The organism is Kitasatospora sp. NPDC006697, assembly GCF_042869935.1.
Lineage (GTDB): Bacteria > Actinomycetota > Actinomycetes > Streptomycetales > Streptomycetaceae > Kitasatospora.
Genome location: NZ_JBIAGU010000044.1, coordinates 26,601 through 44,226 on the forward strand (window position 1 = coordinate 26,601; position 17,626 = coordinate 44,226).

At 71.1% G+C, this 17,626-nt stretch carries 17 protein-coding genes and 1 pseudogene; 11 read left to right on the forward strand and 7 right to left on the reverse strand.

Annotated features, from left to right (window positions below; genetic code table 11):
• Nucleotides 1–42 precede the first annotated feature (42 nt).
• Nucleotides 43–282: pseudogene (locus ACFYNO_RS38055) on the forward strand (LLM class flavin-dependent oxidoreductase); the annotation flags it as partial.
• 83 nt (nucleotides 283–365) lie between these two features.
• Here ACFYNO_RS38055 and ACFYNO_RS38060 read toward each other — a convergent pair.
• The 3 genes from ACFYNO_RS38060 to ACFYNO_RS38070 all read right to left on the reverse strand — a co-directional run bounded on the left by ACFYNO_RS38060 (nucleotide 366) and on the right by ACFYNO_RS38070 (nucleotide 2,605).
• Complete coding sequence (locus ACFYNO_RS38060) at nucleotides 366–1,736, reverse strand: hypothetical protein (RefSeq protein WP_388022532.1); 1,371 nt, start codon at nucleotides 1,734–1,736, stop codon at nucleotides 366–368.
• A gap of 222 nt (nucleotides 1,737–1,958) precedes the next feature.
• A complete protein-coding gene (locus ACFYNO_RS38065; protein WP_388022534.1) occupies nucleotides 1,959–2,360 on the reverse strand; it encodes a DNA-binding protein in 402 nt (133 codons plus the stop codon).
• Nucleotides 2,357–2,605 carry a hypothetical protein gene (locus ACFYNO_RS38070; RefSeq protein WP_388022537.1) on the reverse strand — a complete coding sequence of 83 codons (249 nt, stop codon included), beginning with the start codon at nucleotides 2,603–2,605 and terminating at the stop codon, nucleotides 2,357–2,359. The genes ACFYNO_RS38065 and ACFYNO_RS38070 overlap by 4 nt, the downstream gene beginning before the upstream one ends.
• Before the next feature lie 61 nt (nucleotides 2,606–2,666).
• Here ACFYNO_RS38070 and ACFYNO_RS38075 point away from each other — a divergent pair, with 61 nt between their 5' ends.
• Nucleotides 2,667–3,554: an LLM class flavin-dependent oxidoreductase gene (locus ACFYNO_RS38075; RefSeq protein ID WP_388022539.1), complete on the forward strand. Its 888-nt coding sequence runs from the start codon at nucleotides 2,667–2,669 to the stop codon at nucleotides 3,552–3,554.
• 54 nt (nucleotides 3,555–3,608) lie between these two features.
• On the opposite strand, the gene ACFYNO_RS38080 is transcribed toward ACFYNO_RS38075, so the two are convergent.
• On the reverse strand, nucleotides 3,609–4,595 hold the full coding sequence (locus tag ACFYNO_RS38080; RefSeq protein ID WP_388022542.1) for an NAD-dependent epimerase/dehydratase family protein: 987 nt from the start codon (nucleotides 4,593–4,595) through the stop codon (nucleotides 3,609–3,611).
• 259 nt (nucleotides 4,596–4,854) lie between these two features.
• On the opposite strand from ACFYNO_RS38080, the gene ACFYNO_RS38085 reads away from it, so the two are divergent.
• The 5 genes from ACFYNO_RS38085 to ACFYNO_RS38105 all read left to right on the forward strand — a co-directional run bounded on the left by ACFYNO_RS38085 (nucleotide 4,855) and on the right by ACFYNO_RS38105 (nucleotide 9,300).
• Nucleotides 4,855–5,664, forward strand: a complete 810-nt coding sequence (locus ACFYNO_RS38085) for a putative hydro-lyase (protein ID WP_388022627.1) — start codon at nucleotides 4,855–4,857, stop codon at nucleotides 5,662–5,664.
• A gap of 226 nt (nucleotides 5,665–5,890) precedes the next feature.
• Nucleotides 5,891–6,616, forward strand: coding sequence for a hypothetical protein (locus ACFYNO_RS38090; RefSeq protein ID WP_388022544.1), 726 nt, complete (start codon nucleotides 5,891–5,893; stop codon nucleotides 6,614–6,616).
• Between the two features lie 109 nt (nucleotides 6,617–6,725).
• The gene (locus tag ACFYNO_RS38095; protein WP_388022546.1) at nucleotides 6,726–7,469 is read left to right on the forward strand and encodes a hypothetical protein; all 744 of its coding nucleotides are present in this window, start codon (nucleotides 6,726–6,728) and stop codon (nucleotides 7,467–7,469) included.
• Nucleotides 7,466–8,368 carry a hypothetical protein gene (locus ACFYNO_RS38100; protein ID WP_388022548.1) on the forward strand — a complete coding sequence of 301 codons (903 nt, stop codon included), beginning with the start codon at nucleotides 7,466–7,468 and terminating at the stop codon, nucleotides 8,366–8,368. Before ACFYNO_RS38095 ends, ACFYNO_RS38100 begins: the two co-directional genes overlap by 4 nt.
• On the forward strand, nucleotides 8,365–9,300 hold the full coding sequence (locus ACFYNO_RS38105; protein WP_388022550.1) for a hypothetical protein: 936 nt from the start codon (nucleotides 8,365–8,367) through the stop codon (nucleotides 9,298–9,300). Before ACFYNO_RS38100 ends, ACFYNO_RS38105 begins: the two co-directional genes overlap by 4 nt.
• Nucleotides 9,301–9,463: 163 nt before the next feature.
• Here ACFYNO_RS38105 and ACFYNO_RS38110 read toward each other — a convergent pair whose 3' ends face one another.
• Complete coding sequence (locus ACFYNO_RS38110; protein WP_388022552.1) at nucleotides 9,464–10,702, reverse strand: CynX/NimT family MFS transporter; 1,239 nt, start codon at nucleotides 10,700–10,702, stop codon at nucleotides 9,464–9,466.
• A gap of 109 nt (nucleotides 10,703–10,811) precedes the next feature.
• The gene (locus ACFYNO_RS38115; RefSeq protein WP_388022554.1) at nucleotides 10,812–11,546 is read right to left on the reverse strand and encodes a FadR/GntR family transcriptional regulator; all 735 of its coding nucleotides are present in this window, start codon (nucleotides 11,544–11,546) and stop codon (nucleotides 10,812–10,814) included.
• A 491-nt stretch (nucleotides 11,547–12,037) separates the two neighbouring features.
• Between ACFYNO_RS38115 and ACFYNO_RS38120 the strand changes: the two genes are divergently transcribed.
• Nucleotides 12,038–12,280 carry a hypothetical protein gene (locus ACFYNO_RS38120; RefSeq protein ID WP_388022556.1) on the forward strand — a complete coding sequence of 81 codons (243 nt, stop codon included), beginning with the start codon at nucleotides 12,038–12,040 and terminating at the stop codon, nucleotides 12,278–12,280.
• On the opposite strand, the gene ACFYNO_RS38125 is transcribed toward ACFYNO_RS38120, so the two are convergent.
• Nucleotides 12,259–13,164: a TniQ family protein gene (locus tag ACFYNO_RS38125; RefSeq protein ID WP_388022558.1), complete on the reverse strand. Its 906-nt coding sequence runs from the start codon at nucleotides 13,162–13,164 to the stop codon at nucleotides 12,259–12,261. The genes ACFYNO_RS38120 and ACFYNO_RS38125 overlap by 22 nt on opposite strands.
• A gap of 715 nt (nucleotides 13,165–13,879) precedes the next feature.
• Here ACFYNO_RS38125 and ACFYNO_RS38130 point away from each other — a divergent pair.
• The 3 genes from ACFYNO_RS38130 (at nucleotide 13,880) to ACFYNO_RS38140 (ending at nucleotide 17,625) form a co-directional block, all read left to right on the forward strand.
• Nucleotides 13,880–14,212: a hypothetical protein gene (locus ACFYNO_RS38130; protein ID WP_388022561.1), complete on the forward strand. Its 333-nt coding sequence runs from the start codon at nucleotides 13,880–13,882 to the stop codon at nucleotides 14,210–14,212.
• A gap of 87 nt (nucleotides 14,213–14,299) precedes the next feature.
• A complete protein-coding gene (locus tag ACFYNO_RS38135) occupies nucleotides 14,300–15,019 on the forward strand; it encodes an ABC transporter ATP-binding protein (protein WP_388022568.1) in 720 nt (239 codons plus the stop codon).
• The gene (locus ACFYNO_RS38140) at nucleotides 15,019–17,625 is read left to right on the forward strand and encodes an FtsX-like permease family protein (RefSeq protein ID WP_388022569.1); all 2,607 of its coding nucleotides are present in this window, start codon (nucleotides 15,019–15,021) and stop codon (nucleotides 17,623–17,625) included. The genes ACFYNO_RS38135 and ACFYNO_RS38140 overlap by 1 nt, the downstream gene beginning before the upstream one ends.
• The last annotated feature ends 1 nt before the right edge of the window (nucleotide 17,626 follow it).

Genomic DNA, 17,626 nt, shown 5'->3' on the forward strand with positions numbered 1-17,626 from the left:
GAAGGCCGCCTCCCGACGGTGAGTACGCGTAGGGTCGGAGCCATGCGACTGAGCACCGTGATCCTCCCCATCCACCGGTGGAGCGAGGGGCAGAAGATCTGGCGGCGGGCCGAGGATCTCGGATTCCACGCCGCGTACACCTATGACCACCTCTCCTGGCGCTCGTTCCGGGACGCGCCCTGGTTCGGGGCGGTGCCGACCCTCACGGCGGCGGCGACGGCGACCGAGCGCATCCGGCTGGGCACGCTGGTCACCTCGGTCAAGCCTTTTTCACCTCTCACAGCCTGACCTGCGAGAACGCGACGTCGGGGTCGAGAAGACGCGATGAAGGTGGCAGATCGGCTCGCCCTGTATCGGCAGCGCGATCAATGGACGGCGCGGCAGTGTTCGGCAGCCCGGTGGCCGCCCCCGGACACGGTGGCCAGCGTCGCGAGGGCGGCAGCGGTCGCGGTGTCGGGGATGTCCGCCCGCTGGGCGAGGAACCGCACCCATTGCGGCAGCAGCCGCTTGGCCCCGATGGTGGCCGGGTGGTCGGGGATCCAGTCGTTGATCAGGCCGAGTTGGTGCTCGATCCGATGTGGTGACACCGAGTCGGCGGTGTCGGGCAGGGCGCCCTCCAGCCACTCGCCGACCAGTGCGTCCACGGCCTCCGGATCGGTCTCCTCGCCGTGCTCCTGCCGCAGCCAGGTGGAGAACGCCTCCACCGTCGGCGCGACGTCGATGTCCTGGTAGAGGTTGAGGGGTGGCGGCAGTGAGCTGCCGTGTCGCTGCAGGACGTCGGACAGGTCGTGGATGCGCCGCAGGGCACGGAACCACTCGTCCCACACTGCCCGCGACTCCGTCCCGCGGATGGTGATCTCACTCAAGTCCACCTCGATGAGGCAGCGCAGCGCTTCCGTGTGGGCCTTGTCGAGTGGTTGCGGGACGCATTCGGCGGCCGCCGCTCCGACTGCGGTGCGCCAGGCTGCGGCAGCCTGCTGCACATCGTCGAAAGTGCCGCCTCCTGCGAGCACGACGAAACCGCAGGCGTCGATGTCGAAGAGGTAGACAGCAGGGTCGGCGCCGTTCGGGTAGCTGGTGGTTGCGATGACGCCGAGCCGGCTGCCGTACACGTCGCGCATCGTCCACACGTCTCCGGTCATCTGCGGCTTCGCTGCCGAGCTGAGCCAGTCCGGCCAGTCCTCCCCGGTGTCCGTGCTGTGCACGACCGGGTACAGCCGGGACAGTGCGGCATCCGCCATGTGCGCGACTGCGGGGGAGCCGACCGAAGTCAGGCCGTGCAGGAGCAGGTTGGCGGCCCGGCTGCCGGGCGCCCCGGCGATCAGCCGTTCCCGGGCTCGTCGCTCCGTCACGTCGATCAGTTCCTCGACCCAGTTGCCGAGGAAGAGGGAGTGCTCGTCCTGGACGGCCTTGTGGACGTGAGCTCCCAGCAGGCGAGCCGTCATGTCCTCCAGCTGACGCGGGCCTTGGGCGTCGAGCAGCACCTCGGCCTCGTCGAGGATGCCTTCGATGGACGGCTCGAACCAGTCGGGTCGTGCCGACCCCGGGCCCGCGAGCCGCTGCAGGAACGACAGGCCGGACGGATCCCCGAAGGGGTTGCCGGCGAGGAGGCCCGACAGGTTCAGCCGCTCGGGCGGGGTGGGGATGTTCTTCGGGGACTCCGGGTTGCCCGAACGCTTCTTGTTGCCCTGCTGCTTCTTGGTGTTCGACCTGCGGTTGCGGGATACGGGCGACATGGCGGACCTTCGCGGAGAACAGACACCGGTGTACTGCGGGGGCAGGCTATCGCCATCGCCCCGGACAGTGACGGCGGACCAGGAGTACTGCGCTCGATCGGGTTGATCGGTGCGGATTCGGCCACAGGCTGGTGCAGAGCGGCCGGTTGCCAGCGCGCGGGCAGGGCTGTCTCGGGGGCATCCATGCCATCGTGCGGCACGTATCGGTAGCTCCGCCGGCGCTCAGACCGCGATGAGCCGGACGCGGCTGCCGCAGAGTTTGGCCATGTCGTCGACATCCGAAGTCAGCATCGCCACGGGCCCCGGCTGACGAAGTGCCATCTCGGCGACGGTCGCGTCGATCGCGTACTTGTGGCCGTGCAGCCCGGCTTGCTTGAGCAGCTCCGCCGATGCCTTGGCGGCCTGCTCGGTGACCGACATGACCTTGACCCGCGAGAGCGTCCAGCTCAGACGCGGCATGTTCGCACGTGCGTGCGTGACCTCCACGATGGTGTTGGCGCAGACCACCAGATCAGCTGCCATCGAGTGGAAGACCTGAAGCATCGCGAGAACGCCTCGGTCCTGGGCGATCCAAGCGGACAGGCCCTGTGAGTCCAGCACTACCGTCTCGAAGCGGTCACTCACGCGGCGCTCGCCGCACCCTTGGGCTCCGCGGAGCCGAAAATCCTAGCGTGGGCTTCGGACAGCTCCTTATCGGTAAATGTGCCGTGCTCATCCTGGTGCCGGCGCAGGTCGTCACCGAGCAGTTGATGCCGGATCTGACGAGCGACCGCCTCGGCCACGTAGCCGGAGACGTTGTCGGTGAGCTTCTTGAGCTCGGCCACCTGCTCAGTCGGGAGGGTGACCGTGATGCGGGTCGTAGCGGACATAGAGAAAGCATACTGCGGTATGCGCCGAGTGTCCGGCTCTTCGACACGTAGGGTCGGAGCCATGCGACTGAGCACCGTGATCCTCCCCATCCACCGGTGGAGCGAGGGGCAGAAGATCTGGCGGCGGGCCGAGGACCTCGGGTTCCACGCCGCGTACACCTATGACCACCTCTCCTGGCGCTCGTTCCGGGACCAGCCCTGGTTCGGAGCCGTCCCCACCCTGACCGCTGCCGCGGCGGCTACCGAGCGGATCCGGCTGGGCACGCTGGTCACCTCGCCGAACTTCCGGCACCCGGTGACGCTGGCGAAGGAGCTGATCACCGTTGACGACGTGTCGGGCGGACGCCTGACGGTCGGCATCGGCGCCGGCGGGACCGGGTTCGACGCGACGGCGATGGGGCAGGAGGCTTGGCCGCCGAAGGAGCGGGCGGCGCGGTTCGCCGAGTTCCTGCCGCTGCTGGACGAGTTGCTGACCCAGGACGCGACGACCCGGGCGGGCACCTACTACTCGGCGGTGGAGGCACGGAACATCCCCGGGTGCGTGCAGACGCCGCGGGTGCCGTTCTACGTGGCGGCGACCGGGCCGCGCGGGCTGAAGCTGGCGGCGCGGTACGGGCAGGGCTGGGTGACCTACGGCGACCCGAAGGGGCCGGCCGAGGTGCCGGTGGAGCAGGCGCCCGGGGTGGTCGCGCAGCAGCTGGAGAAGCTGACGGCCGCCTGCGAGGCGGCCGGGCGGGACGTGGGCGAGCTGGCGAAGGTGCTGCTGCAGGGGTCCACGGCGGAGAAGCCGCTGCAGTCCGTCGACGCCTTCGTCGACTGGGCCGGCACCTACCGGGAGTTGGGCATCACCGAGCTGGTGGTCCACTGGCCGGTGCCGGACTCGATCTTCGAGAACGACCTCGCGGTCTTCGAGCGGATCGCCACCGAGGGGCTGGCCCAGCTCGGCTGAGGCGCTGCTGAGGCGCTTCACGCCGGTCCGGGCCCGGCCCGTTCGGGCTGCTGCTCACTTCGCGAGCACCGCTGCCTCCACCTCCGGGCTCACGCCGGGGGCCGGGCGGTCGGTGCGCTGCGGGGCGGGGCCGTCGAGGGAGCGCAGCCAGGCCCAGGTGTCGGCGACCGTTGCGGCGATCGGGCGGCAGGCCAGACCGGCGGCGAGGGCCTTGTCCGACCGGCGGCGGTGGGCGAACTCGTGCAGCTCGCCCGGCGGGGCCCAGATCGGCAGCTCGGTCCACGGGGCGATGCCGGCCGCCGCGATCCGCTCGGGGGAGGTCCAGCGCAGCTCCGCGTCCGACCCGGTGGCGGCGACGCAGGCGGTCAGCAGCTCGCCCATGGTGGTGTGGCCGGGGCGGCTGATCAGGTTGTACGGGCCGCTCAGTCCGCGCTCCGCCGCGTCCAGCGCCCAGATCGCGAGGTCGCGGGTGTCGATGAGCTGAAGCGGCAGGTCGCTCGGGCCCGGGGCGAGCACGGGGCCGCCGCGGGCGATCCGGTTCAGCCACCAGGTCAGCCGGCCGACGTCCTCACCCGGGCCGAGGATCAGGCCCGCGCGCAGCAGCAGGGAGCGGTCCGGGCCGAAGGCGGCGGTGGCGGCGAGCTCGCCGCCGCGCTTGGCCTCGGGGTAGGGCACCTCGCCGTCGTCCGGCGAGGCGTCCACGAGGGGGCCGTTCTCGGCGGCTTCGTACGCCGCCGGGTCGGCGTAGACCGAGCAGCTGGAGACGTAGACGTAGCGCCCGACCCGGTCCGCGAGCAGGCCGGCGGCGTCGCGCACGGCGGACGGCCGGGCGGACCAGGTGTCCACCACCAGGTCCCACTCGCCCTCGCCGAGCGCGGCCAGCCCGCCCGGGGCGGTGCGGTCGCCGTGCAGCACGGTGGCGCCGGCGGGCGGGCGGCGGGTGCCGCGGTGCAGCATGGTCACCTCCCAGCCGCGCTCCAGGGCCTCGTCCACCACGGACCGTCCGACGAAGCCGGATCCACCAAGCATCAGAAGTCGCATGTCCGCACTCTGCCCAGGAGGGGGTGGTTCGTGCCACGGTGCTTCGCCAGCGGCGGAACGGTCAGCTGACGGCGGAACGGTCAGCTGACGGCAGAACGGTCAGCTGACGGCGAAACGGCGGTGGGACGGGGCAGCGGTGGCGGGAGCGGTGGCTGACGTCCGGATCCGCCGATTCCCGGGCCGCACGTTGGGCGCTCCGACGACAACGGGTATCAGCAGAGGAGTGGTCGGTAGCCGATACGAGCAGACGGAGGATGCCATGGTGCCGGAGCGGGCGGGGTGGACACCGGAGCGGGCGCGAGCGGCGTTCCGGGACGGGTTGGCGGTGCCGACCGCCGGGGTGGCGCTGGGGTACGCGCAGGCGAACCTCCTGGTGGTGCCGCGCGACTGGGCGGCCGACTTCCGGCTCTTCGCGGAGCGCAATCCGCAGCCGTGCCCGGTGCTCGAGGAGACGGCGCCCGGCGCGTGGCGCAGCCGGCTGGCGCCGGGGGCGGACCTGCGCACCGACCTGCCCGGCTACCAGGTGTGGGTGGACGGCGAGTTGGTGGACGAGCCGGGCTCGGTCGCCGGGCTCGCGCAGGTGCGGGACGGGGTGGGGGAGGGGGAGCTGGTCGCCTTCCTGATCGGGTGCAGCTTCACCTTCGAGGCGGCACTGCTGGCCGCGGGCGTACCGCTGCGCCATGTCGAGCAGGGGCGGAACGTGGCGATGTACGTGACCGACCGCTGGTGCCGGCCGGCGGGGCGGGTGCGCGGCCGGCTGGTGGTGTCGATGCGGCCGGTTCCGGTCGGGCTGGTGGAGACGGCGCGGGAGGTGACCGGGCGGATGACCCGGATGCACGGGGCGCCGGTGCACGTCGGCGACCCGGCGGAGCTCGGCATCGCGGACCTGGACCGGCCCGACTACGGTGACCGGGTGGTGATCGGCCCCGGCGAGGTGCCGGTCTTCTGGGCCTGCGGGGTGACCGGGCAGCAGGCGGTGATCGGGTCGCGGCCGCCGTTCGCGATCACCCACGCGCCCGGTCGGATGTTCATCACCGACTGCCGGGACGAGGACGAGCAACTGCGCTGAAGCACCTGTCCTGAACCGGGCCGTCTCGGTTCGATCACAGCGTGTCCGATTGGTGGAGCAATGGGGGAGTGCGGGAGGAATGCTGGATTGGTTGTCAGGCTGACGATCTCTCATACTTCCTGCTGATCGGTGGTTCACTCGTTGGGGGAGTCCTTTGTCGGTGCCTGACGGCCTTCTTGATCCCGCGCCCGGTGGTGGTCGGCCGTCGCGGGGCGCGACGGTCTCGGTGGCGACCTTCGCCCTGCTCGTCGTCGCGGCCGCGAGCGCGACCGTGACGGTGGCGGTCGGTTCGCCGGACCGCGGGCAGACGGCCACGGCCTCCGCCTCGCCGGCCGGCCCCGCTGCCCCGGCCGCCCCGGCGGCGGTGCCGCCCGCACCGGCCGCGCCCACGTCGGCGCCGCTGCCGACCGTCACGCTCGCCCCGCCGGCGGGCGCCGGACTGCACGGCACGGTGGACGGCGCCACGCACGGCGGCGACCTGCGGTACTTCCTGCTCCCGGTGCCGGACGGCGGTCAGCCCTACGGCTCACCGGACGGCATCGCGATGAGCATCCCCGACCTGGCCAAGCAGTACGACTCCGCGACCGACATCGGCGGCGTCCTCGGGTCGTACGGCTACCAGGAGGCGGCCACCCGCCGGTACCGCACCGCGGACGGTCGGCTCGAGGTCAGCACCCGGCTGATGCGGTTCTCCTCGGAGAGCAACGCCCAGGCCTTCGGCGACGGCGAGACCTTCCACAGCAGCACCCCGGTCGACGTTCCGGGCGACGGCGCGGCGAAGGGCTTCCTGATGAAGCCCGAGCAGCAGGCCTTCACCGGCCACGTGATCGGCATCTCCCACGTGGGCGACGTCGAGTACGAGGTGACGGTGTACGTGAAGGGCGACCCGGACCCGTCGCTCCTGACCGATGTGATGAAGCGTCAACATGATCGGCTGACCAGTGGCGGATGATTCGGTGACTGAACCTGTGAATTCGGTCAATGAACCTGATGGTCCGATGGCCGAACCCGCCGGTGCGGTGAACGAACCTGCCGGTGCGGTGATCGAACCCTCTGGTTCGGTGAACGAACCCGCCGGTGCGGTCACCGAACCGCTGCCGTCCCCCCGCCCGGTCCGGACCTCCCGCACCGTGCTGCTGCTGGTCGCCGCCCTGGTGCTGGGCCCGGCGATCGGCGGCGGCATCGGCTACCGCATCCAGGCCTCCCGGCCGGCCGAGGCGCTGCCGCCGCTGGTCCCCACCGCGCTGCCCGCCTACCCGGTCGGCGCGCTCGACCCGAAGGCCGTCACCACGCCCAAGCCACTCCCGATCGACGGCGACCTGCGCAAGCTGCTGCTGCCGAAGCCGGACGGTGCCCAGGACTGGGACGACTTCAACTATGCCGTCTCGGGCGACTGGGAGACGGTCGGTCAGATCGCCCGTCAGCGGTCGCGCAGCGCGGACAACTTCGAGCAGCTGCTCGGCGCCGGCTTCCGCCGAGCGGCGATCGCGGCCTGGCAGCAGGACGGGGTCAAGTACAAGGTCGAGCTGATCCAGTACGCCTCCGACAGCGCCGACTCGGCCGAGACGATGGCCCAGAGCGCCACCGCAAGCGGCTACACCACCCTGCCGGACGGCCTGGAGGGCGGCTGCCGGGCACCGGACCAGCAGGACAACTACGCCGACGAGACCACCAAGTACTACCCCGGCATCGCCATCACCCGCCGCGGCGACGTGGTCGTCCGCGTCCAGGCCTTCGGCGACCACCGGGTCGACCTGACCACCATCTGCGGCCTGGTCAAGAAGCAGTGGGAGCGGCTGGGATGAGCAGCACCGAAGACCACACCCCGGACACCGTCGAGGCCCCGGGCGGGATCTCCGCCGTGGAGGCCGCCCCGACCGCGCCGCCCGCCCCGTCCGCCCCCACCCCGCCCACTGCCCCCCAGCAGGACCCCACCCCCGAAGCACCTGCCACCACCCGCTGGCTGCCCCGTGCCGCAGCCGCCGCTACCGCCGGTGTCCTGCTCGCCGCCCTCGCCGGCGTCGGCATCGGCTACGGCATCCGCCAGGCGCAGCACGACGACGACCACACCAAGCACGACGCCATCGCAGTCGCCCCCACCCCCGCCGCCCCCGCGCCCGCCCCGAGCGGCAAGCCGGCCACCGGGACGATGAGCGATCTCCTGCTGCCCGTCCCGGCCGGCTTCTCGCTCGGCCTGAACGGCGGCGACCTCGGCGCCGACACCGAGAACGGCCCCGACCTCACCAAGGAGCAGCAGGCCGCCCAGCTGGACGCCGAACTCGACGTGCTCCCGCAGGACCAGCGCGCACACGCAAAGGCACAGCTGCCGGCGGCCGGACCGAAGGCCCTGGGCACCCGCGGCTACCGCTCCGACGACCACCAGTTCGTCGCGACGATCTGGCTTGACCAGTTCGCCTCCCCGGCCGACGCCGCCACCGCGAGCCAGGCGTTCGACGGCGCCTGGAGCGCCGACGCGACCGGCTACCGGGTGGGCCCGGTGGTACCGGGCCACCAGGACGCGGTCTGCGTGCTGCCGCGCTTCCAGCCCGGCGAGCCGATCGACGAGATGGACTGCACCGCCACGGTCGGCGGCCTGCTGGTGGCCATGCGCGTCGAGGGCGTCATCCCGGAGCCCACCAGTGAGGCCGTGTCCCTGTTCCGTCAGCAGCTGGAGCGGCTGGCCCTTCCCGGAGCGTCCGCATGATCGAGCAGCCCGAGCCGACCGACCAGCCCCAGCCGGCCCCCCCATTCGCGCCCGCACTCACCCCTGCCCCCGCACCCGCCGCCTTCAACCCGTGGGCCGTGCCCGGGCAGGAGCAGCACCCGGGCAGCACCGCCTACGCCCCCGACCTGCTCTTCAGCCCCGAGGAGCCCAAGCCCCGCCGCCCCAGGCCGGGCCCCGCCACGGTGCTGCGCTGGACGGCCTTCGCCCTCGTCCTGGCCGCCTCCGCGACCGCCACCGCCTTCGCGGTCACCGCCCTGCCCCGCCACGAACTGCCCGGCCTGGCCACCCCGGGCGACGGACGCTACAGCTTCAACCAGCTGAGCCTGCCCCGGCTGCCCGCCGGCCGCCCGGCCCCGTCGGCCACCGGCGCCGGCAAGCGGCACTACGCGCAGCTGCCCGCGCTGCTGCTCCAGGCCCCGCAACAGGCGCCCGGCGCGGCACCGGCGGCAGCCGCCACCTGCACCGACTACGCGAACCTGCACGAGGACTCGGCCCACCTGCCGGCCGTGCTCGCCACCAACGCCTGCCGCGACGCGGCGAGCCGGGTCTGGACGGCCAAGGACGGCACCCGCACCGAGCTCTGGCTGCTCCGCTTCGGCTCCCAGGACGAGGCCCACCTCTGCTACGCGGCCCTGGGCGCCACCGGCGCGGTCAAGCTGGTGCCGGACGAGATCAGCGGAGTCGACGACTTCACCCTGGCCCCGGACCAGGAGGTCTTCATCCGCACCGCCTCCCCCGCGGCCAGCACCGACAGCGCCACCGACACCGCCACGGGACCCCAGCCGACCGGAAAGGTCGCCTACCTCCTCGCAGGCGACGTCGTGGCCACCATCGTGATGACCAACGCCGCCGGAGTCCCCAGCCAGCCCTTCCACCAGGTGGTCGCACTCCAGTCCGACCTGCTCGGCTGACGACCGAGGGGCCCTGACCACACGTCAGGACCCCTCGATCACGATCACCCGATCACGATCACCCGATCACGACCCCTCGATCACGACCCCTCGATCACGACCACCCGGTCACGACCACCCGGTCACGGCCGCCGCCGCGGCCACGAGCGCCCCCATGCCCTCATCACAGCGTGCGGTTGCGCCCCGCGCCCCACCCGGCCACGGCCACCACCCCGGCCAGCACCAGCAGCACCACCAGCACCGCGGTCCACCCGCCGGTCAGCTGATGCAGCGCCCCGGCGCCCACCGGACCCGCGGCGGCGATCAGGTACCCGATCGCCTGCGACATCCCGCCCAACTGCGCGGCGGCACCCGCCGAGCCGGTGCGCAGCACGATGAACGCCAGGCCGAGGCCGAGCGACCCGCCCTGCGCCACGCCGAGCACGGCCGCCGAGATCCAGGCACCGGAGACCGGTGCGATCAGCAGACCGGCGATGCCGACCGCGTTCAGCCCGGCCATCAGCACGGCGAGCCCGCGCTGCCGGGTCATCCGGCCGGCCAGCAGCGGCACCAGGAACGCGCCGGCCACCTGCACCAGGTTGGAGAACGCGAAAACGAGCCCGGCCTGGTCCCGGCTCATCCCGTGGTCGGCCAGGATCGTCGGCATCCAGGCGACCAGCGTGTAGACCATCAGCGACGAGATGCCCATGAAGAGGCTGATCTGCCACGCCATCGGCATCCGCCACAGCCCGGCGATCGGCTTCGCCGGGGAGCCGGCGGCGACGGCCGGAGCCCCGCCGCCCACCTGACGGGCCCGCAGCACCTGCGGCAGCCAGGCCACCGCCGCCACCAGCGCCAGCAGCGACCAGGCCCCGAGCGAGGCCCGCCACCCACCGCCCAGCGCGTGCTCCAGCGGCACCGAGGTGCCGGCCGCCAGCGTCGCGCCGACCAGCATCGTGGTCGAGTACACGCCGGTCATCGTGGCCGCCCGCTCCGGGAACTCCCGCTTGACCAGCCCGGGCATCGACACGTTCAGCACGGCGATCGCCACCCCGATCACCACGCACCCCAGGTAGAGCGCGGCCACCGAGGGCAGCACCCGCAGCAGCACCCCGGCGCCGAGCACCAGCACCGCGCCGAGCACCACCCGCTCGGTGCCGAACCGCCGGGTCAGCCGCGGGGTGAGCGGCGCGCCGACGCCCTGGAAGAGCACCGGCACGGTGGTGATCAGACCGCTGGCCGTGGCCGACAGGCCGAAGGTGCGCTGGATCTCGCCGACCATCGGCGAGATGGCCGCCAGGCAGGCCCGCATGTTCAGCGCGACCAGCACGATGCCGGTCAGCAGCAGGGCGGGGTGGGCCAGCTTGCTGCGGACCGGGGCGACCGAGACGCCCAGCGACTGCTGGGCCCGGGTGACGGACATGGTGGTGCGGCTTTCTGCGCAAAGGGTGAAGGGCAAAGGCAAGGAGTGGGCGCCCGGCCGAGCCGGGCAGCCGACGAGGAACGAAGAGAGAGGGGACCGCGCCGCCGCACTACTTGCGGGCGGCGAACTCCGCGAGCAACTGCTCGACGGCGGCGGTCGGCTCGGCCAGCAGCGCGCGACAGGCGTGCTCGGCCAGCTCGGGGTCACCGGAGGCGATCGCGTCCACCAGCGCCTGGTGGGTGGCGACCACCACCTCGGGCATGTCGTGGTCGCCGAACGCGGTCCGCATGGCCTCGCGCACGGAGGCGCCGAAGTAGCGGTAGACCTCGGTCAGCGCCGGGTTGTGGGCGGCCTCGACGACGGCGGTGTGGAACTCCAGGTCGTGCTCGACGGTGGCCTCGCGCCCGACCCGCTCGGGGTGGGCGGCGATCACCTCGGCCTCGCGCGCCAGCGCGGCCCGCATCCGCTCCAGGTCCTCGGGAGTGTGCCGGACGGCGGCCAGCCGGGCCGCCTCGGCCTCCAGCGCGGCCCGCACCTCCAGCACGTCACGCACCCCGGAACGCTGCACGCCCCGGAGCACGGCAGCCGGATCACTGGTGCTCCGCACGAAGGTGCCCTCACCCTGCCGGGTGGCGAGCATCCCGGCGTGCACCAGCACCCGCACCGCCTCACGCACCGTGTTGCGCCCGACCCGCAGTTGCTCGGCCAGCTCGTGCTCGGTGGGAATCCGCTCACCCACCGCCCAGTCCCCGGCAGCCAACCGCTCCCGCAACTGCTCGATGGCGGCATCCACCAGCGACCGGCGCCCAGCGGCCTGCAAGTTCCCCGCACCCGTGCCGGTCACCGCGCCACCTCCGCTCCCGCTCGCCGTACCAACGCCGTCTGCCCGGTCATCCTACAACCTCTTGCCCGGTCATCCTACAACCGCCCCCGAACAGGGACGACACCCGAAACAGGCGCTGTAGGGCGCCCCTGAAAGTGATAGCGAGCCCATGCGGCCGGTCGTGCTCACCGACGAGCACTTGCTCGCCTGCCAGGAACGCATCGTGGCGCTCGCCATCGTCCCACCGTCCGAAACGGTCGTTCACCCTGACACCACCGTGCCCGGGGCCAACTACCTCGCCAACCGATTCGGCGGTCGCTGCCGCCGCAGCGGATGCAAAGCCTGGATCCGCCCTGGGCAGGGCGCCTTGCTGCGGTGGCGCTCGCAGGAATCTATGTTGTGCGCCGAGCACGCCGCCGACGCGGCCCTGCCCGCCCAGCCCCGTGCCACCTTGCACCCCAGGCGGGACCTTCCTGCGCGAGCGCCTGGCCGAGGAAGAGAACGGCGTCGAAGTGAGTGACACCGCGCACCACGAACGGATCCTGAGTCTTCAGCTGGTTCTGTCCGCCTATGAGGCCAGTGATCTCCGGAGCAACGCTGGGAAAGCCCTGCAGTACGCGGTCCGCGCGCTCACCATCCCCTACGCCGGCCACACCGACCACAACCCGCACTGGCTGCCGCGCCGAGGCGAGTCCCTGCGCGACGGCGCCGATCCCCGCAGCCTGCTCGCTGATCAGACCGCTTGGTCCCGTTGACGGTTCGCCTTTCTGGAAGGCAGCGGCTCCTCGGGGAACAGCGCGGCCAGACGGGGATAGTCCCTCGCAGCGAGGCGGGCATCGGACAGCGGCCGGAGCTGGAACCCCTCCGCACGCTCCCGGAACCACGCGGCCCCTGCGACGCAGTCCTCCACACGAAGGACGCGAGCGGCGATCCGCACCATCACGGAGATCGCCAGCGGCTCTCCCCGGCTGAACATCCAGGCGTACCCCGCCCGATGCGCGCGACTTCGGCCATCGAGCAGGGCCCGGCTCACGGCGTCCTCCATGCCGTCCGCATGGGCACGAGAGCCCACGACCCCGATCACGCGGACCAGGGCGTCGAGGTCCCGCAGAGCCTCACGAGCCCGGATATTGCTCGCGTCGTCCGCCGGCGCGAGCAGGCCATCGATGCGCCTCTGAACATGGACGGCCTCCTCGTCCTCGACGGGCACGACCGGCAACTCCTCCATCGGAAAGCCGCATCGGGGAAGTCCTCGGGGCCATGGCCCGGTCCTGGGCGGATTCAGCGGCTGGGTGCAGAACGTCCGCTGCTGGGCGTTGGTCGCCGACGGCCGCCAATACAGTTGCATCCCGCAGCGCGGGCACCGGTTGACCAGGTAGACCAAAGCGTCCGGACACAGGAACGTCCACTTCAGACGCCAGCTCAGCAACCACCTTCCCTGCGAGGCCCGTAGGCGCAGGGGGCAGGCCGTCGAATGCTCCCGGCGGGCCCACGGCTCCGAGGCTTGCCAGACCTTGTGGGCCGGCTGCAGAAGGGAGGGAAACGCGGTCGGCGCGTAATGGCTGTAGAGCATCCGCCGCACCTGCGCGGGTCGAAGCCCCGTACGCCGGTGCATCATCTGCAACTGCTCGTCGCTCATGAAGTTGTAGAAGCCGGTGGCGGCCCGCCGGGAGCCCGAGAGCGTTCACGGTCCTCTGCCGGGACAAGCGAGTCGTCGCCGCCAGATGATCCACCCAACTGGCGAACGCCTCGCCGGGAAACGGGGCGGGAACGAATGCAAGCCGCCGGTCATCGCTCACGCTGCCGCACTCGCGCATCGACTCGGCCGCCCCGGAAGGCTGGAAACCCCCATGGACCAGACGATACCGGGCATCGGTCGGGCAGTCCGGCACCTCGGTCGGCGAAGCAGGCGTTTGAATCGCGCGGCCGAGGAAGACGTGTGCACGATCATCTGGGACTTCAAATCCGGTCGGTGCTATGGGTTGTCGGAATGCCCGACTCCGAATGGAGAAAAGAGTTCCGAATTGACAAGCTCCGCTTGGGATTTCCCGGAAGGGGAGGATCCGAATCCATATTCGCCGATCCGACTTTTCCCAGGGGGTAAATGTGACTATGTCGCACACGCGATGTTCGAGCCGGGGGTGACTTTCAGCCAGAGGCGCATCAGGATCTTGATCGCTAGTCGGCGACGATGCAGGTGGTGCTGCTAGCTGTCGAGGGGGCCGAGCGAAGCCGTGAGTCTGTTTCTAGCCGCACGGCATTAAGGTGTTGAATTTTTCGTGCAGCTCTGGATATGTTCTCCGTGCACGACAGAAGTTCCCTGTTTCTTCTACGTGAGGGGGAGAATCGAAGTGTTGGGCAACCAATTCGGCAAGAAGCTTGCCACCGTGGGCGCGGGGGCGGCGCTGGTCACGAGCGTGCTCATGGCCATGCCGGCGGCAGCGTCCGCGGCTCCGGCCCAGCCGAACATGGTGTACGCCGACTGCGCGGTGGGCACGTACGGGAGCAACAACGACGGCGTGACCATCTCGTGCGGTGACGTCGTGGGTGGCCAGGCTCGGGGTCGCGGGGACTGCGCGTTTGCCCCGGATGTCTACACGCCCTGGATCGGCTCCTGGTACGACGCGTGGAGCGGGTTCTGCCTGTTCAGCCTGCGCGGGCCGGTCTTGGAGACCAAGGCCGCATAGGGGCACAGTAGTCAGACAACAGCACCAGGTATTAGCGTCGGACGGGCTGGATCCAACTGACCGACCGAGGAAAGGTTGAACCCAGAAATGTCCGTCGTTGCACCATCCTTCGAGGCGGAGCGCCCCAAGAACCCGGTACTCCGCCTCGAAGGCGTATCCAAGATCTACGGGAGCGGGGCGGCCAGGAAGATCGCCTTGGATGCCGCCACCCTGGAAATTCATCCCGCGACTGTCACAGCCCTGGTCGGTCATAGCGGTTCCGGCAAGTCGACCTTACTGAACATCGCCGGCGGGCTCGAACAAGCGACCTCGGGGACCGTGATCCTCGCCGGCGAGGTGCTGAGCAGGCTGGGTGCTCGTCAACTGACTGCTCTGCGAGCCAGGGCGGTGTCCTATGTCTTTCAGGAATACAACCTGATCCGGACCATGACCGTTCTGGAGAACGTGTGCCTGCCGCTCGAACTGGCGGGCACTGGAGCGAAGCAGGCTCGACAGCGGGCAGGTGAGGTGCTGGAACAGGTCGGCACAGCCCAGCACCGGGCGAAGTTTCCCGACCAACTGTCCGGAGGCGAGCAGCAGCGAGTCGCGATCGCCCGTGCGATCGCCGACCATCGTCCTCTGCTGCTGGCAGACGAGCCCACGGGTGCGCTCGATTCAGCCAACGGCGAGCGGGTGGTCGAGCTGCTCAAAGGCATCGCAGCCACGGGAGTTGCTTGTGTGATCGCCACACACAACAAGGACGTCACCCGGGCTGCCGATCGGATCGTGCAGATGCGGGACGGGAAGATCACGGCTGGTGCCGCCTGATGACCTCAGAGAGTCGCATCGCCTGGCGGCTCGGCTTCCGCCTCGCTACTCGTCACCGTGCTCGCTCCTTGCTGGTCTGCCTGGCCATCGCTCTGCCGGTGGCGGTGGGCGTGGCGCTGGCTGCAGTGAGCGTGACCGCCCAGATCTCGCTGCCAGAAGCGAAGGCCGCTGCCTACGGCTCCGCCGCCGGCGTCATCACGACCACGGGCGACGCCTCGACTGTCCTACCGCCGCAACAGGCCGCCCAGCAGATCACCCCGCTCCTGCCCCCCGGCAGCACCACGGCATTCGACACGGACGTGCTCGGCCTCCGCCTGACCGGAACCGGTGGTCTGGAAGCCACCGTCAACGGCCGGATCATGGACCTGAGCAGCCCGATCATCCACGGCGTCTACCGCGTTGACACCGGTACACCAGCGAACAAGCCCGGCACGATCATGCTGTCCACCGCACTCGCCACCGCCCTGCACGTGTCCGGCCACGACGCCCAAGTGGACATCGACGGGCACCCCTGGGCGGTCACCGCGCTGCTCAGCGATCGCACAGACACCAACCACCGCTTCTTCGTCCTTCCACCCGATGCGGCGTTCGACGCACAGGGTCAGGCCGTGCTGTCGGGCGCCAAGACCCTGGGCGCGCCGCGCTGGTTCGTCACACCGCCGCCGGCAACGGACATGACCGCGCTGTCCGGCCGCCTGCAGGAGGCCGGCTACTCCTACAGTCCCAACGCGAGGGCAGCTGCGCTCGCGGACCCGGACGTCACGGCCGACTCGACGGCGCTCCTCGTTTCGTTCGGGCTCCTCGCCGAGATCATCCTGCTGGTCACAGCGGTATTCGCGGTCGTGGTCCGCACCCAGCGCCGGCACATGGGCCTGCTGGCCGCCATCGGCGCCCCGACCAGGATCACGTCGTCGTTCTTCCGCGCGCACGCCCTGTGTATCGCCGTCGCCGGCAGCCTGCTGGGTCTGGGCCTGGGGCAAATCGCCGCGCGTCTCCTCGTCGGTCCGCTCGCCCGGAGGGCCGCCCAGGACTGGGGACCGGTCGACGGGGCCTGGAGCACCGACGCCATCCTGATCGCCGTCACCGTCGGCGCCGCGGTCGTGGCCGCTGCCCTGCCGGCCCGCAAGGCGGTCCGCACCGAGCCGATGCAACTGCTCAGCACCGTGGTTCCGCTCTCGGCGGGCAACACGATCCGCGTGCGGAAAGCAGCCACCTGGTGCCTGGCAGCGGCGGTCGCCGCCGCCGCGATGGCCATGGCCGCCAGCGACGGTCCGGCCCTCGCCCTGGCCGGGGCCCTCGTGTTCGTCTGCGGCATCACCGGCACTGTCCTGGCCGCAACCGCGGTAGCATCCCGACTCCACAAGGTGCCCCACCTCCGGGGCTCGCTGCCCCTGCGCTCCGCCACCCGGTCGCTGATGGCCTTCCCCGCGCGTGCCGCCGTGAGCATCACCGCTCTGGGCGTCGTGGTGGCCGTCGCCGCCACCGTCCTCATCACCGTCTCCTCCGTCTCACAGAAGCAGAAGGACGAGTACCAGCCCGCCATCCCCCGCGATGCCGCCCTCGTGCTCTCACCGCGCCCCCTGACTGATGCTGAGGCACAGTCACTGGCCAACGCCACCAAAGCTGACAACGTCTCCACGGGGTACCGCCGCGCCGTCACCTTCGACAAGGGCCACAACGTCGCCGTCCTGCCCTTGACCGACTTCGAGGCCTGCATCCGTGACAAGGGGCTTCTGCGATATGGCACCAACGACTGGCACGGCTGCTTCAACTCCTCCGCGTCCCACCTGCCCTCGCCAACGGTCGGCATCGCGGACACCCAAGCGGTTCAGGCCATCGCGGGACAGCTGACACCCGCGCAGGCCGAGGCGTACCAGCAGGGTGGCCTGGCCGTCGCCTTGAGCCCTGCCGGACTCAATCTCACCGGGCCCGACCCGACCGTAACGCTCACGGCCATGGCGCACGGGAACGGCGGCTTCGACCTCAGGACGGTCGGCACCCTGCCACTGGCCGCTGGCGCGAGGTCCGGCCTCGGGGAATACCTGGCTCTGCCGAAGGTGATGATCAGCCCGACTGCTGCACGCGCCCTCGACATGGTCCCGATCGGAACCACCACGTACTTCGTCCACTTCCCCGCGAAACCAGCGTCCGCTGAACAGTTGCGACGCGCGCTGCCCGTCGACGCGCAAGCTGAGGCAACCATCTCGATCGAGCAGGGGCCCAGCATCGTTCACACCCTCGAACGGCTGCGGGTGATCGTCGCCGTCGCCGCCATCGCGACGACCCTGCTCATCGCTGCCGCAATGGTCAGCCTGTGGATCACGGACCTGCGGGGTGAGTACCAGATGATCGGCGCCATCGGCGCGTCCGCATGCTGGCAGAGGCGAGCCGCCGCGACACTCGCGGCGCTGATGATCGCGGCCGGCGCCATCGCCGGTCTGATCTGGGGCATCACTGGGATGACCGCCTTCCTCGCCAGCGTCAGGACTCCGATGGTCATGCCGTACGCCTGGCTGGCCGCTGTCGCGCTAGGGGCCCTCGTCGCCGGTGCGGCGGCCGGTGCGGCAGTGGCTCCCCGACGTGCCCGGGCGCTGCGCCAGATGTAGG

Bases quoted from the DNA above. Each gene is read 5' to 3' on its own strand.
- ACFYNO_RS38135 (WP_388022568.1), top strand. From the start codon at position 14,300: ATGTCCGTCGTTGCACCATCCTTCGAGGCGGAGCGCCCCAAGAACCCG.
- ACFYNO_RS38060 (WP_388022532.1), bottom strand. From the start codon at position 1,736: ATGTCGCCCGTATCCCGCAACCGCAGGTCGAACACCAAGAAGCAGCAG.
- ACFYNO_RS38080 (WP_388022542.1), bottom strand. From the start codon at position 4,595: ATGCGACTTCTGATGCTTGGTGGATCCGGCTTCGTCGGACGGTCCGTG.
- ACFYNO_RS38100 (WP_388022548.1), top strand. From the start codon at position 7,466: ATGAGCAGCACCGAAGACCACACCCCGGACACCGTCGAGGCCCCGGGC.
- ACFYNO_RS38085 (WP_388022627.1), top strand. From the start codon at position 4,855: ATGGTGCCGGAGCGGGCGGGGTGGACACCGGAGCGGGCGCGAGCGGCG.
- ACFYNO_RS38070 (WP_388022537.1), bottom strand. From the start codon at position 2,605: ATGTCCGCTACGACCCGCATCACGGTCACCCTCCCGACTGAGCAGGTG.
- ACFYNO_RS38105 (WP_388022550.1), top strand. From the start codon at position 8,365: ATGATCGAGCAGCCCGAGCCGACCGACCAGCCCCAGCCGGCCCCCCCA.
- ACFYNO_RS38125 (WP_388022558.1), bottom strand. From the start codon at position 13,164: ATGAGCGACGAGCAGTTGCAGATGATGCACCGGCGTACGGGGCTTCGA.
- ACFYNO_RS38110 (WP_388022552.1), bottom strand. From the start codon at position 10,702: ATGTCCGTCACCCGGGCCCAGCAGTCGCTGGGCGTCTCGGTCGCCCCG.
- ACFYNO_RS38140 (WP_388022569.1), top strand. From the start codon at position 15,019: ATGACCTCAGAGAGTCGCATCGCCTGGCGGCTCGGCTTCCGCCTCGCT.
- ACFYNO_RS38075 (WP_388022539.1), top strand. From the start codon at position 2,667: ATGCGACTGAGCACCGTGATCCTCCCCATCCACCGGTGGAGCGAGGGG.